A 16984-nucleotide genomic window follows, 5' to 3' on the forward strand; every position below is an offset into this window, starting at 1 on the left:
TTATGGGCAAAGAACAAGTAGATGTTGTGCGAGTATCTTTCCGCCCAACTGAAGCTATATCAGCAGGGACACTTACTGATCTGCCGGATACAACCGACGATATGTTAGGTTGGACTGAATTACGAGTTGATATTGCTGATTTAGTTAGCGCAACTGTTGATGTTGTTATCAATGCAGATCCACCAACAGTGGATGATTCATATAAAAATGCCGATGGCTCGGCAAATGTTCAAAACTGGCTTGAGCTGCTTAAAGCAACCAAAAACTATATTGAGTCTAGAGGCCATAATGTTATTGGTATTGCCCCATTTAATGAACCGGACTATTCAACTCATCAAGGTAACAAACAAGACTTCTTAGCGATAGCGACAGCTTTAAGAAACGATCCTGAATTTGCTAATGTCGCTATCATTGGCGGTAATACCCTCAACAATGATGAAGCATTGCCTTGGTATAACGTGTTAAAAGACCAACTCGACTACGGCAATACCCACCAACTTGCGGGTTCATTCGACAATTATGCTGGCTTCTTTCAACAAGTGACAGCTGACGGCCGCAAAGCCATGAATGATGAACTGCACAATATAATGGAAGCTATGGTGGGTGTTGAATATGGTATTGATACTGGCATTTTCTGGGGACCTGCGGAATATACCCGAGGACAATTTGTGCAAGCCAGTGATGGCAAGCGCTTAGGTTATGCTGAATTTAGAGAGCGATGGACAGCTGCGTCAGTTTACCGTGCACCAACTGGCAAAATTCAAGCATTTGCAAGTGGTTCAGAGCGACAAGCAACAACTACGCAATTTCGTGTTGTTGTTAAAGATAAACCTGTGTTTTTCGACGGGCACGGGCCGTTACATGAATACACTATTACTGTGCCTGGTGGCAACGGTTATTGGGTTAACCAACCGAATGCTGAAACAAGTGTCGATATTGAATGGGGGGATGATATTCGCCCGGTTATTTCTGGCCGCTATAAAATAGTCAACAAAGACAATTTACAGCTACTAGAAATGGCCAGCAGTGACAATGCCGCGAATTTTCAAACCGCTGATGATAACAACCACCAGCTACAATTATGGGATGTGGCCAAGTTAGCCGTTGATGTAGGTGGCGATAACATCTATTACACTTTAGTCAATGCCGAAAGTGGCAAGTCGCCAGACATTTTTAATTGGAATCTAGATGCCGGTGGTGATATCCGCCAATGGGACTTTTTAAACGGAATTAATCAGCAATGGTTTTTGCAATATGAAGGCAATGGTTGGTTTTCTATTTGTAGCCGCTACAGTGCATATTGTATTGAAACAGCTGGTAGCAATGCGCAGCAAGGTATACCAAGCGGCGAAGACAAACAGCTATGGCGCTTTATCCCTGAAGACGCACAGGTTGAGTTGGTAGCACCGGCAAAACCTGTCAATTTACAAGCTAGTGCCCAAGCAGAATCGATTCAGCTAAGCTGGGATGATAACAGTGAACTAGATCTAGCAGGTTATACGCTACTGCGTTCAACTGCAGCAGATGGTCAATATGAAACGATTGCGCGAAATATTGTCGACAATACTTTTGTTGATCACCATATAAATGCTGGCACAAGTTATTTTTATAAATTACGAGCAGAAGACAAAAGCTTAAACTACTCTGATTTATCCGATGTAACCAGCGCCGGGGCAACAGGTGACGATACATTATTAGCGCACTTTTCATTTGAGCAAAATGCTGCCGATAATAGCCCAAATAAATTTGCTGCCGCTGTATCTGGCGACCTAGTGTACGGTGCTGCAATTGAAGGCGACTACGCAGTAAAACTAAATGGCTCAAGCCAATTTATTCAATTACCTGCTGGAATTGCAAACCACGATCAACTAACCATTGCAACTTGGGTTAAATGGAACGGCGGCGAAGCTGAACAACGCATTTTTGACTTTGGTAATGAAGCAAGCGACAGCATTTCATTAACACCAAAATCAGCTGCTGGCCCTATGCAGTTAAAAGTTGCGCATGCTGGACAAGTACAAACCCTAGACTCAGCTCTGATTAACACAGGCCAATGGGTTCACTTAACCATTGTGTTTGCTGATGGTAAGGTAAAAATCTATCAAGATACTATGTTAATGGCTGAAACCAGTAACATGAGTATAAAACTGCAAGACATAAGCCCTGTCGCAAACTTTATTGGCCGAGGTCAGGACCATACCGCCAACTTCTTTAACGGTAGTATAGATGATCTGCGCCTATACAATTATGCGTTATCCGAAAGTGAAATACAGGCTATCTATAGCCAATAAATATCCTCTAAACCCAAGCCCAGACACAAACTTGTCTGGGCTTTTTCAGTCGTGTTAGTCTGCAGCAATCACATAGGTATGCTGCCATTTCTAAAATGTTTATGCCCAAAACAATCTAGAAAATTTTTCTTAAAAATTAACACCATAAATTTTTAATTACACTGGCAAGTAGTTGTCAAATTTGTTAAAAATATCCCATTCGGAAAAGAGCACGATTTACATAATGATAAATGGTTTCCAGATAATGTCCCCAATTAAAGTTAAATACGGAAACCTATAGACATAACTTTCTCAACCTGACAGCCTACTTTCTAAAACGACAAGGAATCATTGGAATTGGAAACCGCAGACTTACTCATAAACGCCCTGCTATTTTTGTTCTTACCACTTTGGGGCATCGCTGGTTTTGTTGATTGGTGTTGTCACCGAGCTACCCGCATCGAACAAACTTCGGGCCTCAAAGAGTCCATTATGCATTCAATAATGGGAGTGCAGATGGCCATCCCTATTGCGCTCTGTCTTATTTTTGAAGTTAATGTCCTTATCTTAATTATTTGTTTTATCACCTGGCTTTGCCACGAACTTGTTGCGCACTGGGATGTACATTACGCCTCACCTCGACGAGAGATCTCTATCTGGGAAATGCACGCACATACTTATTTGGGTTCACTACCTACCTATATGTTAGCAACCATAGTCATCATCAATTGGCAGCAGTTTGAAAACCTGATCACGCTAAACTGGCAAAACAACATGGAACTCAAACTTATTGAGGATCCCCATGGTGGCGAGATGTTTATCCCCATTTATTTATCGTTTATGGCTGTGGCCTGTGTATTCCCATACATAGAAGAAAACATTCGCTGTTTAAACGTGCATTTAAAAAAGGAAAGGTAATTGGACGTATATATTACGAGTACAGGTAATCATTTACCTGGACCGGCTATCACCAATGAGCAAATCGAGCAGGTATTGGGTTTGATCAACGGTAAACCAAGTCGATTAAAAAACAAAATACTGCAGTCCAACGGCATTAAGACTCGTCATTACGCTATCAATGAACAGCAACAAACCACTATCTCAAATTCAGCCATGGCGGCTTTAGCAGGCAATGAATGTATCGATAATAGCTCAGTAGCTAAAAATGCTATTCAAATGCTTAGCTGTGCCACCAGCCAAGGAGACTTAGTACTGCCCGGATTTGGCAGCATGGTGCAGGCAGAACTCGACCTTTCTGGGGTCGAACTGCACACCAGTCACGGTATCTGCTCAAGTAGCATGATGGCGCTTAAAGCCGCATTCACCAGTATCAAAGCCGGTTGTAATAACAACGCCTTAGTCATTGCCAGTGAACTGGCTTCCAGACTGTTTAAACACACACGCTATGAAGCATTAGAACATCAAGAAGTCGACTTTAACGCCGAGTTTTTGCGCTGGATGTTGTCAGATGGTGCAGGCGCCTTAATGTTAGAGGACACGCCGGCGACAACCGGCACTAGCTTACGAATTGACTGGATCAAAAGTTACTCACATGCCGATGTCTATCCGACTTGCATGAGTGTGGGGACACCAAAACAAGGCGGCGATAAAACGTGGCAAGACTATCCTACCTATAGTGATGCTGAAAAAGACGGCGCCCTGTTGTTAAGACAGGATGTTCGGCTACTCGACAATATCGTCAACGTTGGTGTGCAAGGTTACCTCAAAGTTTTAGACGAGCAACAGCTGTCGGCAAACTCTATCGATCATGTGCTGTGTCATTATTCATCTAAATATTTCAAATCTAAGATATTTGAATTGCTGAACATGGCTAATTGCATGATCCCTGAAGACAGGTGGTACACCAATTTATATGAACGAGGTAATACCGGTTGTGCGTCGTTCTTTATCATGTTGGACGAATTTTTAAAGACGCAAAGTTACCAAGCCGGTGACACTATTTTTTGTATGGTGCCCGAAAGCGGCCGTTTTAACTGTGCTTACATGCATTTAACCGTTGTTGAAAAGTAACAGCGAAAACTAACTGGGAAAAACTAAATGAAACAACACGTATTAACCCCCAGCGGCCAAACTTGTTTGCAGAAATTACTCAAGGTTTGGTTTGAGTTTGATCTAGCCTTATCAAAAGTGGGCATCATTAAACGACTAGAACACGGTAAATTAAGCCAAACGGATTATCAAAAGCTATTGTTAAACCTGCGCCAGCAGGTCATCGAAGGTTCGAGATGGATCACGCGCTGCGCGTCTAGTTTTGACCGTGACCACAGCGACATCCGTTCATCAGTTATTCATCACGCTAAAGACGAACACAAAGACTATTTGATGTTAGAAAAAGACTACGTCAGCGCTGGCGGTCAGTTAGAAGACATCCAGACAGCAGAAAAAAACATAGGCTCAGAAGCCTTGCATGGATTTTTGATGTACCGTGCGTCTCAGCCTAATCCAGTAGACTTAATTGGTGCAATGTGGATAGTCGAAGGACTTGGCAACAAAATGGCTGCCAAGTGGGCTAGTCTCGTTGACGAACAATTTGGTGCAGAACCGAGCATGGCTAAATTTATGAAATACCATGGTGAAAACGACGAACACCATATTGAAGAGTTATATCAGCTGATCGATCGTGTCGCGACCAACGAACATGTCATTGCCAAAATAGAAAAAACCGCCAAGGTGGTAGCTCGTTTATACGCCTTACAACTGGAGGAAGTGGACAATGTCTAAATCAAAATTCAGCCCTTATTTACAGGCGATAAGTAAAGACTCTTCCCTGCCGCTAGAGCAAGCTGCGGTTAAGTTATGGCTAAAAGATTTGGATAATCCTTTTCGTTGGACGATAAGACCTTTGTTGCAGTTTGTATTTGCCATTCTGCTTCACATTGTGTGGTTTTTAAAACGGTTGCCCTTGCCACAATTCAGTGCCCATGACTTTTTACAAAAAACCATTTGTTGGTTTTGCACTCATTTTGTCTCTCCAGAGGCCAATTTGCTGATCCTCAGGCATTTTTCTACCGAGTCAAACATTCTTAATTTTATGGCCGAGAATTCCAACCAACACGCTAGACTCGAGTTATATCCTAAGTCTATCAATGACATGCTGAAAGACTCGTTTGTAAAACACGATCAAGAGTTGTTTGATTGTTTTATCCACCTTGAAAACAATGGTCAGCCTTTAACACCGGAACAACTTAAATGGCAAGCGTGGCGAACTATTGATATGGACCAGTTCGATATCAATAAACGTAAGACTCAAGTGTTCGATTTTGAAACGTCTCATGCCCTATTTATGTGTTTGTTTTGTTTATTGCTAACGAAAGAAGAATATCGTGATGCCATCAACGGCTTTAACTTAGACCAATCCATTGCGATTAGAATCGGCAAGATTATTGGCGAACCAGAAATAGTTGAATACGCTTATAATAAATATCCCCAGTATCTTGTCGGTCCATGGAACTTAGGCCAACGTTTTTTGATGCATGGTTTTTTTACTGAATATCTATATGCGAAATTAGAAACAATTAGGACGGAAACCTAAATGACTAAATTCAAACGGTGTTTTTTGCTAGGGCTAATTATTTTCTCACTAAATGCAACAGTAGTATTTGCATCAGAATGGCAACAACAAATCAAACATGACGCTTATTCTATTTTCACTCGTCATTTTGAAAGTTCTGATTACTTGCAAGTTAAAGCTGAAGTTAAAATTAATGCTCCAGTATCGTCTATATCACCTTATTTCTCAGCCAGCGATCGCTGCTGGCAATGGCAGCTTAGATGTGGCTCTACCAAACTGCTGAAGTCAGATTCAGCAAATAAAAATACTGTTTATGTGGTAGTGGACATGCCTTGGCCAATAGATGATCGAGACTTTGTTTTTGACACGGCGTACTATGAAAGCCCTGCTGATAATTCTATCACTTTGACAATATCTCCTTCTGAGATTGAACATAAAAGTGATTATGTTCGAGCGAAGTCCAATGTGAAATATACCTTATCTCCTGTAACAGAGAATAAAACTCTGCTGTCGATTTTGATGCACACTGAATTTGGAGGCTCAACACCTGCATTATTTATTAATGGTATGTTACATAAAGAATTGAAAAATGATTTAGAAGCTTTGATAGAGCTCGTTTCGAATGAAAACAGCTCTAAATGATGCAGGTGTGTCTGTCGGTTTTAATTTACTATTGGAAACCCTTGCAGTTTAGTGATGAATAACACGCTTTTGTCCAACGCTGAGCTAGCAACTAATTGCCCCATTACGAGTTTAGTCGAGCGTCGTAAATGAGCGAAAAGCAGATCTTTTATGTCAATGGCTACCGTTAAGATGGATGTCTGCTTTTAGCTACTAGCCGCCACGAATTCCACATAATTGTTACATAAATTGATAAATAACAAATATTTCATTTCGGAAAGTTAGCTTGTTTTAAATTAGATAAAATACCGCAATCTTTTATTTTCCGGTTTGCCGAACATGAGTTTGCCATTTTATTTAAGCTCGCTTTCAGCGCGTTCAACTCTTCTATTTTTGCCGAAATCTGTTCTATGTGTTCATTAATTATGGCATTTACACTGTCGCAGCTTTGTTCTGGCGTTTCTCTGCTTTCTAACAAATACGAAATTTCTTGGATTGACATGTCGTGGGCTCGACATTGTTTAATGAAGATGAGTTGCTCTAGCGTCTCTTTCGAGTAAATACGGTAATTACCTTCAGTTCTTTTTGGCTGCGCAAGTAAACCTTTGCGCTCATAGAATCGAATGGTTTGAACACTACACCCTGTTATATCTGCTATCTCGCCAATCTTCATAATGATAAAAAATTTATTTGACCCTATACCAAGTATAGACTTTATAGTTAGGTTATTAAATAAATTACTAGGAATGATTTATGAGCGGATGTGGTTGTGAAGTTGAATTAAAAGATGCACAACAAAAAACTGTGCTGTATTGGTTGCTCGGCATTAATGCCATTATGTTCATCGCTGAGATAACTGTAGGTCTATATGCCAATTCGACAGCCTTGATAGCAGATTCTATGGATATGCTTGCTGATGCAATTGTCTATGGTATTGCTCTATATGCAGTAAGTAGAACATTAAAACATAAAGCCAATGCTGCTCTTATTAGTGGCTATTTTCAGCTAACGCTTGGTTTATTGATTATCTTTGACATAGCAAGAAGAATACTCGGAGAAGGTGAACCGCACTCTTGGTTTATGATCGGCTTTGGTTTTATCGCATTAATAGCGAACGTCATTTGTTTAGTTTTAATAAGGAAGCATAACAATGGTGAAGTGCATATGCGTGCAAGCTGGATATTTTCAGCCAACGATGTAATTGCAAATATGGGGGTTATTACTGCTGGTGTTCTGGTGATGATACTTGATTCGCGTTGGCCTGATATTGTAATTGGTAGTGTCATTGCCATGTTAATTTTAAGAGGCGCTTATCTAATTATTACTGATGCGAAGAAAGAACTTAGCAATGTTGAATCAACAAGCGAAAGTAGTAGCTGTAGCGGGAGCAAATCAAAATCATGTTCTTGATGGAGAGTGGCAATGAGTGTCCATTATTTAGAAAAAACACAAATATTAGACTTTGATGATCACCGTATCCAATCATTGATTACCAAGCGTAATTGGCAAACCTTGGACGATTACAACAAGATTGGTGCAGCTTATACCTTTGTTAAAGACGAGATTCAATTCGGTTACAACCGCAGTGACGATATAGCCGCAAGTGAAGTTTTGGCTGATGGCTATGGGCAGTGTAATACTAAGGGAAACTTGTTGATGGCTCTATTACGGGCACTTGGTATTCAATGCCGATTTCATGGTTTTACGATTGATCAACAACTTCAAAAAGGTGCTATTCCCGCTTATATATTTTGGCTTGCACCTAAGTACATTATTCATAGTTGGGTAGAGGTCTTAGTTAATGGTGAATGGATCGATTTAGAAGGCTTTATTCTTGATGAAGCCTACTTAAGTGCAATTCAATCCAAATTCAGTCAAACAAAAGAGAGTTTCTGTGGCTATGGTATTGCTACTACCTGCTTAGCAAAGCCAGAGACTGAATGGACAGGAAAAAATACTTATATCCAAAAGGAAGGCATACACGATGACTTTGGCATTTATGATTCACCCGATGAATTCTATGCTGAGCAAGGAACCAATCTAACTGGGATTAAACGTTGGGCGTACCAAAACTTTATCCGTTATATCATTAATTGGAATGTACAAAGGCTTAGAGGAAAAAATGTAAGCGCCGAGGTTCAACATGCATAGCCACTCTCACGGTCATAATCACTCTCACCATGATGAAGGCGCTTCAAGACGCATTGGTTGGGCATTTTTTCTAAACATAACATTTACCATAGTCGAGTTTATCGGTGGTTGGTTAACCAATAGTACGGCGATTATGGCTGATGCAATCCATGATTTAGGGGATAGTATTTCCATAGGTATGTCATGGGTTTTAAATAAGCTAAGTAACAAACCTGCTTCTAACCGATTTTCATACGGCTACAAGAGGTTTTCACTACTTGGCGCCCTGATTAATGGTTTAGTGCTCACTGTTGGTTCCATATTTATATTAATAGAGGCCATACCAAGACTCGCCAACCCTGAAATGCCGCACGTCGAGGGAATGCTTTTATTGGCAATTTTTGGCATGGTGGTAAATGGTTACGCTGCCTATAAGCTAAGTCACGGAAAAACACTCAATGAACGAGTGTTAAACTGGCACTTGCTTGAAGATGTATTAGGTTGGGTCGCTATATTTGTTGTTTCGATAATCCTGATGTTTGTTGACTGGCCTATACTTGATCCCATTTTGTCGATTTGTTTCACACTTTTTATATTGTTTAATGTACTCAGGACATTAAAATCGACTCTTATGCTGTTTTTGCAAGCTGCGCCAGATATTGAGCTTATTGAAAGCATAAAATCACGAGTGTTATCAAAAGCCATTGTCGGTGAAGTGCATCACCTGCATATTTGGTCATTAGATGGTGAAAACAATGTTTTAACCGCTCATATTGTTTTAAATACAGAAATATCAAATGAAGAACTGAAAGCGTACAAGCTAGAGTTACGGCATGAACTTAAAGAGTTTGATTTTGCTCATACTACACTTGAAATTGAGTTTCTAGATGAGCAATGTCGTGACGCCAGCCATTAGATAGTGGTAGTATTTGCATAACTAAGTGATAATTAAAACGAAATGAATATTAACCGACTTCCTGCACACATTATGATTTTACTGATATTACTTCAGTCATTTTCTGCTGTGGCTAAACTTGCGGATATTCATGTTTTTGATTCTGAACACATAAAAACCCAGCATATTCATGCTTTAGATGACCACCCTGTCTCTGCACAATCGACACAAACCGATGAGAATGGCCAGCATAACCATGCTGATTGCCATCATTGCGGACACTGCAATGGTTCACATGTACAATTTGCCGCGCTAATCTACATTAGTAAAAACTTGCACTTTAAAATAAACCATTTCTTTGACTACTTGAAGATAGTTATTGAAGCCCCAGTTTCTCAACTACTTCGCCCTCCCAAAATAAGTCCTTTTATTTAATTGGCGCGATAGGCAATCAGCCTTCGCTCGTTTTATAAAAATAAACAGGACAAAATATGAATTGGTCTTATTTTAAGGCTACCGTGAATGTTTTGAAAAAAACAATACGGTTGTCTGTATTGTCATTTATTGTGACAACTAATATCGCTTTTGCTAATGATTTATACCTTGAATCAGTTTCATTATCAGATGCGATACAACGAACGCTTGCAAATAACCCACAGTTAACAGCGTTTGAATATAAACAAAAGCGTTTAGACGGCGAATTAGTCACCGCAGAGCTAAAACCTGAATATAACTTCGGTGTTGAATTGGAAAACTTTGCAGGTACTGGCGATGTATCTGGACTTAGCGACGCTGAATTAACCTTGTCGATATCTTCTGTTGTAGAGCTGGGCGATAAGGTAAATAGCAGAAAGTTTTATGTTAACGCGCAAAAGCAAGCTATTGCAGTTGAAGAAAGAATACAAACACTCGATATTTTGGGTGAGGTAACAACCCGATATATCGATGTTTTGACCTTACAGCAAGTCATGCGTGTTAATGAAAATGCAGAAAAGTTAGCACGAGAAACCTACCAAACTGTCTCCAAAAAAGTCCGCATTGGTTCAGCACCGTCATCAGAGCAAAAACGAGCTGAAGCAGCTCTGGCAACAGCTAGATTAAAGACACTAACCATTTCCAAGCAATTAGATGCCAGTGTTCGTAAGTTAGCTATTATGTGGGGAGAGCAATCACCGAAATTTTCTAGGGTATCAGGCGATTTATTTGCATTCCCTAAAACAATATCGCTTGAATACATTATGACTCAACTTTCTCAAAGCCCTCATTTGTTGGCCTATGCACAGCAGTCGAGAGTTCAACAGGCTCAAGTGCAATTAATCAACACACAAGGCAAGGCCAATATAACTTGGAGCGCAGGTATAAAAAGGCTTGAAGGTAGCAACGACACAGCCTTGGTTGCAGGGGTTAGCGTCCCTCTATTCACGAGTGATAGAAATAGGGGAAACTATCAATCCCAAAAAGCAAAATTGAGCGAAGTGGAACAGCAACAGAAAGCTGCAGAACGAGTGCTATATAGTCAATTAGCTATGTTCTATGCAGCGCAGGAAGAAGCTCGTCTTACGGTTGAAGCATTACAAACCAATATTATTCCACCGCAAGAAGAGGCGTTGGCGTTAGTGCAAAAAGCCTATTCAGACGGGCGCTTTAGTTATTTGGAGTTAGTTTCAGTGCAAAAAGAGCTTATTGATATGCAATACGCACTTATTTTCGCAGCAAGTGATGTACATAAGCAAAGTGTGGCCATTGTGACACTATCAGGCATTCCTTTAATTTCTTCCAGTAATACAGCAAGCCAACTTTCAAGCTTTAGCGAGAATTAATCATGAAAAAGAAAAAAATATTAAATTCACCAATCAGCCTTTTCAAATTAATGCTTGTTGTGATTGGTTTGACCACCATCTCGACTCAAGCTAGTGAACCCCATGAACATGGAAAAAACAACGAACAGCACGATGAACATGACCACGAGCATGAAGAACATAGTCACCAAGGCAGAGACGAAAAGCATGGAGACGAGCACGCGGATGAGTTTGTAACCATGTCTGCTGAAATGGCGAAACAAAATGGTATTGAAACTGCCATTGTTACTAACGGAGTTATTCGTGATGAAGAAATTTTATACGGGAAAATAGTTGCCAACCCAGCCTCACTTGCGCATGTCAACGCGAGGTTCCCTGGTGTTATTAAGGAAATCAAAGCCAATATCGGCGATGAAGTTAAAAAAGGCGAAATCCTCGTCATGATTGAATCGAATGAGAGCCTAAATCAATATTCGATAAAAGCACCAATGTCTGGACGTGTAGTCGCTAGGCAAGCAAATATTGGCGAACTGACAAATGGGGCAAACTTGCTGACAATAGCTAACTTTGATGTCGTTTGGGCACAACTGTCGGTATTTCCGAACCAGCTTAGCAAAATTAGCGACAAGCAACAGGTTCTAATCCAAAGCACTGAATTTAATCAAAGTGGGCAAATTAGCTATTTAACGCCATCTCTAAACAACAAGCCTTATTCGTTGGCATTTGTAAAGTTAAATAACAAAACGAACAACTGGCCACTTGGCGCTTCAATTAAAGGGGCGGTTACAACCAATCAACACTCTGCTCCAGTTGTTGTGCCAAAAGAAGCCATTCAAGAGTTTGAAGGCAATGATGTTGTTTTTATTAAAGAGGGCAATGAATACCATCCTAACCCAGTCAAAACTGGCGCTTCAGACGCTATCAATATAGCGATCATCGAGGGTTTAAACGTCGGTGAAAGTGTGGTTGTAAAGAACAGCTATCTGCTAGTTGCTGATCTAAAAAAATCGGAGGCTGGACATGAACACTAACCTCCGCGCTTTTTATTCACCTCATATTGGCTTCAATATTATCGAGGTGAAAATATGATCGCCTGGATACTAGAATTATCTATCCGTAGACGTGGCACTATGTTGCTCATGGCTTTGTTTATCATTGCTTTAGGAATGTGGAATTATCAAAAGCTACCTATTGATGCTGTGCCAGATATAACCAATGTACAGGTACAAATAAACACGCAAGCTCAAGGTTATTCACCTTTGGAAACAGAGCAACGGATCACGTTTATCGTCGAAACGGGGTTGGCCGGTTTGCCTAAGCTGGATTATACCCGTTCACTTTCTCGATATGGTCTGTCGCAAGTGACTGTTGTGTTCGAAGAAGGCACTGATCTGTATTTTGCCAGAAACTTAATCAATGAACGGCTTAGCGCAATTAAGGAGCAACTACCCTTGGGCATTGAACCAGAAATGGGGCCAATTGCGACGGGCCTAGGTGAAATATACATGTACAGTATAACTGCCGACGAAAGTGCCAAGCAAAAGAATGGCTTACCCTATGATGCGATGGCGTTAAGGGAGATCCATGACTGGGTTGTGAAACCACAACTTGCATTGGTTAAAGGGATCACAGAAATAAATGCAATTGGTGGCTATAAAAAGCAATACCATATTAATCCTGATCCGTTAAAGATGTTGCACTACGGTATTACCAATGAAGCCCTATCACATGCAGTAATGCGAAATAACGCAAATCAAGGAGCGGGTTTTGTAGAAAGAAGCGGACAGCAAATTCTTGTTCGTTCACAAGCTCAATTGCAAACTATTCAAGACATCCAAAACGTCATTATTAAAAGCGATGACGGCACACTTGTAAAAGTAAAAGATGTCGCCGAAGTTGCGATAGGAAAAGAGCTAAGAACTGGTGCTGCATCACAGGAAGGCAAGGAAAGTGTAATTGGAACAGCAATGATGCTGGTAGGTGAAAACTCACGCTCAGTGGCATTAGCTGTAGGTGAAAAGCTTAGTGAAATTCAAAATAGCTTACCTCAAGGAGTGTCTATAGTTCCCTTGTATGACAGGACAACTCTAGTTGATAAAGCAATTAGTACCGTACAAAAAAATCTCATTGAAGGCGCATTACTGGTTATCTTCGTATTGTTCCTATTGCTGGGTAATATACGAGCCGCTTTGATTACCGCCGCAGTCATTCCACTGGCAATGTTGGCAACAATCACGGGCATGGTTCAAAGCAAAGTCTCGGCGAATTTAATGAGTTTGGGAGCCTTGGATTTTGGATTAATTGTCGATGGAGCGGTAATCATTGTTGAGAACTGCATTCGACGGTTAGCAGAAAGCCAAAAACGAAATGGTTCAGTCATTTCCCTCAAAGAACGTCTAGATATTGTTTATACTGCAACCAATGAGGTAATACGACCTAGTGTTTTTGGCGTATTGATCATCACGATTGTCTATGTGCCTTTGTTTAGCTTGTCGGGCGTTGAAGGCAAAATGTTTCATCCGATGGCTGCAACAGTAATCATCGCCCTATTGTCAGCAATGGTATTTACTTTCACAATCGTCCCCGCTGCGGTTGCCTTATTCTTGAAAGGCAAAATCAGCGAAAAAGAAAGTCCGATCATTGTCGGTGCAAAATCAATATATCGTCCGGTTTTAAAGTGGGCTTTAAAACTGCGTTGGCTAGTCGTTTGTGGCGCAGCTTTACTTGTAACACTTAGCATATTCCTTGGTAGTAAATTAGGTTCTGAGTTTGTTCCACAACTGAATGAAGGTGACATTGCATTACATGCTATGCGTATTCCGGGTACAGGGATTGACCAAGCTGTAGAAATGCAGAAGGTACTTGAACAACACATTATGAAATATAATGAAGTCCTCACTGTTTTTTCTAAGACAGGCACAGCAGAAGTGGCGACGGATGCAATGCCGCCAAATGTGACTGATACTTTTTTGATACTAAAGCCCAGAGAGCAATGGCCCGCCCCTAATTTAACGAAAGCGGATTTTGTTGAAAGGCTAGAAAAAGATCTCAGCTCTATTCCCGGCAATAATTATGAGTTTACTCAACCAATTCAGATGCGATTTAACGAATTAATTAGCGGAGTCAGAGCTGATTTGGGGATTAAGCTCTGCGGTGATGATTTATCCCAACTTGTCAGCTCTGCACAAGAAATTTTGGCTACACTCAATACAATTTCAGGTGTTGCTGATGCAAGACTTGAACAAGTTGATGACGTGCCTATTTTTACTGTGAATCCCAAGCCTGAAGCATTAGCTCTATATGGGCTAGATGTTAGCGACTTACAATCTTGGTTAAAAACTGTGGTGTCAGGTGAAAACACAGGGTTAATATTCGAAGGTGATCGTCGATTTGAAATTGTAGTTAGATACCCAGAGCTGTTGCGAACAAACCTAGATCAGCTAGGTAATTTGCCAATCACGACAGAAAGTGGTGATTTTGTACCTGTAAGGGAGGTTGCAGAGCTAAATTATACAACGGTTCCAAGTCAAATCAGCCGCGAAAATGGTAAACGACGAATTGTTGTCACCGCCAATGTTCGAAATAGAGATTTAGGCTCATTCGTACTAGAAGCACAGCAAAAAATTCGACAAAATGTTGAATTGCCTGCTGGTTATTGGCTTGAGTACGGTGGAACATTTGAACAACTTGAGAGTGCAACTCAAAGATTATCTATCGTAGTTCCTGCCACATTGTTTGTTATTTTGACACTGCTCGTAATAGCGTTTAGTTCAATAAAAGATGCACTAATCATATTTAGCGGTGTGCCCCTAGCACTAACGGGTGGTGTATTGGCTTTGTGGTTAAGAGACATGCCTCTTTCAATTTCTGCTGCTGTTGGATTTATCGCCCTTTCAGGTATAGCTGTATTAAATGGACTGGTGATGCTGTCATTCATTAAACAGCGATTACTTGAAACAGGAGAGTTAATAAACTCAATCATCGAAGGTGCAACCATCAGGCTTCGCCCTGTATTAATGACCGCTTTGGTTGCCAGTTTAGGTTTCATCCCTATGGCACTAAACGTCGGAACTGGAGCTGAAGTTCAGAGGCCATTGGCAACTGTGGTTATTGGGGGAATTATTTCCTCAACTTTACTTACTTTAATTGTTTTGCCTGTGCTATATCGGCTTGCTTACAACAAAATGAAATCTTAAAATTGCCTAGGTAGGCTTCTAGCGTTATACATAGAAGCCTATTCAAAAATCTTGGTGTACAAATCTGGTTTTTAACAATTTAAATGGTCACACTAAATATACTATCAGCGTGTTGATTTTGTTTGGTTATAAAGTAGTAGCAGACACAGGAATGAAACATTCTTGAGCATCCGCGATTGACACAGATCCTTCCTTCGGCTCTAAATTGTTTCTGTCCAGAAATGAGTTAGGACAGTATGATACTTTATTCCTCTCCTACATCTTGCGCAAAATCAGGGAAACCCTTTACATCCCAACTAAAGGCTCTAACTCTAGTGTGCCTATTTGGGTCTGTTAATGGATTGCCGATTAATTCTAAATAATCGCGCGCGTGATAAATTAACAAATCCGTTTTGCCGTCTTCAGCAACAGTGAAGCTGTTGTGTCCTGGGCCATAACGTTGCACATCTTCATTGGTGTAAAATACTGGCGTTGGTGATTTATGCCATGAATTAGCATCCATTAAATCGGCGTTAGCATCCGCCCATAATAACCCCATAGCATAATTATGATCAGTTGCACTTGCTGAATAGGTGACAAATACTTTGCCGTTGCGAATAATTACAGCCGCGCCTTCATTAACATTATAAGTGACGGTTTCCCATGCAAGTGTTGGTTTAGTGATAGCAATAACATTACTTGTATCTATGCTGGTTGGGCTAGTCATTTCAGCCATCCACAGAGCTGTGCCACGGAAGCTGTCGTCTGGTGGGCTCTGCGCCCAAATCATATAGCGTTTGCCTAAATGTTCAAAACTAGTCGCATCTAGCGAAAAACTTTCCCAGCCAGAGTCAACACGCCCCTCTTCTACCCAATTGCCGGTTAACGGGTTATCTGCCGCATTCGACAGCGCATACATGCGGATATTCCATATATTTTCTGCATCACCAGCTGCAAAATAAACATACCACTTGCCATCTATTCTGTGTAATTCAGGTGCCCAGATATGTGCGCCCATAGCGCCCTGTGTATGTTTAGACCATATCACCTTTTCTTCAGCGCTGTTCAAACCATTAATGCTAGATGCACTGCGCATAACTATGCGATCAAACTCTGGTACTGTGGCAATAAAATAATAACTGCCAGTGTTATCATCTTTAAATACCCAAGGATCTGCTCTTTGTTTCACTAAAGGGTTTAAGTACTTTGTTTGTGGCTGATTTACATTTGTTTGCACATCAACAGATTTACAGCCAAATTGAAATGCCAAGCTTATTAACAATAAGCCTAGATAGGGTAATTTTTTTTGCTTCATGTTACTTCCTCAATGTTATGTTTAACTCGTAAATAACGAATTACTCCAGCAAAACCACAAAAAAAGATTATTAAATCAATTGTATAACAAGACTATTTTACGGTTTTAAATCAAAAAAACGTCTTAGATAGATAACTAAATTACTCACACTTTCTAGGATGTACATGAAACTTTGTCGAATAAAAAAGCTGGCCATCACTCTAGCTGTACTAATTTGTGGTTGTTCACAACCACAAGACACTAAAAC

General features: G+C 40.5%; 15 protein-coding genes. 13 read left to right on the top strand and 2 right to left on the bottom strand.

From position 1 onward, the window contains the following. The 6 genes from WSC_RS24280 to WSC_RS0114175 form a co-directional block, all read left to right on the top strand. Positions 1–2291, top strand: a 2291-nt coding sequence (locus tag WSC_RS24280) for a LamG-like jellyroll fold domain-containing protein (RefSeq protein WP_016956598.1), incomplete at its 5' end; no start/stop codon positions are given. Between the two features lie 336 nt (positions 2292–2627). Further along, positions 2628–3188: a hypothetical protein gene (locus WSC_RS0114155; RefSeq protein ID WP_040394696.1), complete on the top strand. Its 561-nt coding sequence runs from the start codon at positions 2628–2630 to the stop codon at positions 3186–3188. Continuing rightward, the gene (locus tag WSC_RS0114160; RefSeq protein WP_016956600.1) at positions 3189–4301 is read left to right on the top strand and encodes a beta-ketoacyl-ACP synthase III; all 1113 of its coding nucleotides are present in this window, start codon (positions 3189–3191) and stop codon (positions 4299–4301) included. Between the two features lie 27 nt (positions 4302–4328). Next, positions 4329–5012, top strand: a complete 684-nt coding sequence (locus WSC_RS0114165; protein WP_016956601.1) for an iron-containing redox enzyme family protein — start codon at positions 4329–4331, stop codon at positions 5010–5012. Continuing rightward, complete coding sequence (locus tag WSC_RS0114170) at positions 5005–5823, top strand: DUF6999 family protein (RefSeq protein ID WP_016956602.1); 819 nt, start codon at positions 5005–5007, stop codon at positions 5821–5823. Before WSC_RS0114165 ends, WSC_RS0114170 begins: the two co-directional genes overlap by 8 nt. After that, positions 5824–6444: an START domain-containing protein gene (locus WSC_RS0114175; RefSeq protein ID WP_016956603.1), complete on the top strand. Its 621-nt coding sequence runs from the start codon at positions 5824–5826 to the stop codon at positions 6442–6444. Between the two features lie 247 nt (positions 6445–6691). Here WSC_RS0114175 and cadR read toward each other — a convergent pair whose 3' ends face one another. After that, the gene (cadR, locus tag WSC_RS0114180) at positions 6692–7096 is read right to left on the bottom strand and encodes a Cd(II)/Pb(II)-responsive transcriptional regulator (RefSeq protein WP_016956604.1); all 405 of its coding nucleotides are present in this window, start codon (positions 7094–7096) and stop codon (positions 6692–6694) included. Positions 7097–7176: 80 nt separating this feature from the next. On the opposite strand from cadR, the gene WSC_RS0114185 reads away from it, so the two are divergent. The 7 genes from WSC_RS0114185 to WSC_RS0114215 all read left to right on the top strand — a co-directional run bounded on the left by WSC_RS0114185 (position 7177) and on the right by WSC_RS0114215 (position 15443). Continuing rightward, the gene (locus tag WSC_RS0114185; RefSeq protein ID WP_016956605.1) at positions 7177–7833 is read left to right on the top strand and encodes a cation efflux transmembrane domain-containing protein; all 657 of its coding nucleotides are present in this window, start codon (positions 7177–7179) and stop codon (positions 7831–7833) included. Positions 7834–7845: 12 nt separating this feature from the next. Beyond that, entirely contained in the window at positions 7846–8574 is a 729-nt protein-coding gene (locus WSC_RS0114190; RefSeq protein WP_016956606.1) for a transglutaminase-like domain-containing protein, read from the top strand. Further along, complete coding sequence (locus WSC_RS0114195; protein WP_016956607.1) at positions 8567–9469, top strand: cation diffusion facilitator family transporter; 903 nt, start codon at positions 8567–8569, stop codon at positions 9467–9469. The genes WSC_RS0114190 and WSC_RS0114195 overlap by 8 nt, the downstream gene beginning before the upstream one ends. A gap of 42 nt (positions 9470–9511) precedes the next feature. Next, positions 9512–9883 carry a hypothetical protein gene (locus WSC_RS0114200; RefSeq protein ID WP_016956608.1) on the top strand — a complete coding sequence of 124 codons (372 nt, stop codon included), beginning with the start codon at positions 9512–9514 and terminating at the stop codon, positions 9881–9883. A gap of 131 nt (positions 9884–10014) precedes the next feature. Next, complete coding sequence (locus WSC_RS0114205) at positions 10015–11268, top strand: TolC family protein (protein WP_040394698.1); 1254 nt, start codon at positions 10015–10017, stop codon at positions 11266–11268. Between the two features lie 2 nt (positions 11269–11270). After that, complete coding sequence (locus WSC_RS0114210) at positions 11271–12278, top strand: efflux RND transporter periplasmic adaptor subunit (protein WP_016956610.1); 1008 nt, start codon at positions 11271–11273, stop codon at positions 12276–12278. 54 nt (positions 12279–12332) lie between these two features. Next, a complete protein-coding gene (locus tag WSC_RS0114215; RefSeq protein ID WP_016956611.1) occupies positions 12333–15443 on the top strand; it encodes an efflux RND transporter permease subunit in 3111 nt (1036 codons plus the stop codon). A 244-nt stretch (positions 15444–15687) separates the two neighbouring features. On the opposite strand, the gene WSC_RS0114220 is transcribed toward WSC_RS0114215, so the two are convergent. After that, the gene (locus WSC_RS0114220; RefSeq protein ID WP_016956612.1) at positions 15688–16737 is read right to left on the bottom strand and encodes a glycoside hydrolase family 43 protein; all 1050 of its coding nucleotides are present in this window, start codon (positions 16735–16737) and stop codon (positions 15688–15690) included. Positions 16738–16984: the final 247 nt, after the last annotated feature.

The organism is Catenovulum agarivorans YM01, from assembly GCF_000281085.1.
In the GTDB taxonomy this organism is placed as follows: Bacteria; Pseudomonadota; Gammaproteobacteria; order Enterobacterales; family Alteromonadaceae; genus Catenovulum; species Catenovulum agarivorans.